We start from the raw sequence: 292 nt of genomic DNA, 5'->3' as shown, positions 1-292 counted from the left end.
CAATCGCAGAGTCCTTTTTGTTATCTACAAACGGTCCCTTCATTGCCTGCTTGAGCGAACTGAACGTCACGTTCTCCTTGATCGACAGCCCCAGCAGTACTCCCTGGTTCTTCCGGTCTTCCGGGATCAGTCCGATTCCGTGGTCCAGGGCTTCTCCCGGATTCTTGATCCTGATCTGCTTCCCGTTCAGGTATACTTCTCCCGATTCCACCCGGTCTGCTCCAAACAGCGCCTGCATTACTTCCGTTCGCCCTGCTCCCACAAGGCCGCCAAAGCCAAGGATTTCTCCCCG

At 55.5% G+C, this 292-nt stretch carries 1 protein-coding gene; it reads right to left on the bottom strand.

The window, feature by feature from the left end; translation table 11 throughout:
- A partial coding sequence (locus CHK_RS07750; RefSeq protein WP_046443479.1) for an ATP-binding cassette domain-containing protein occupies positions 1–292 on the bottom strand: 292 nt, incomplete at both ends.

Source organism: Christensenella hongkongensis (genome assembly GCF_000981035.1).
GTDB lineage: Bacteria > Bacillota > Clostridia > Christensenellales > Christensenellaceae > Christensenella > Christensenella hongkongensis.
Note: the sequence above shows the minus strand (reverse complement) of the source record. Positions and strands in the feature narration are given on the sequence as shown.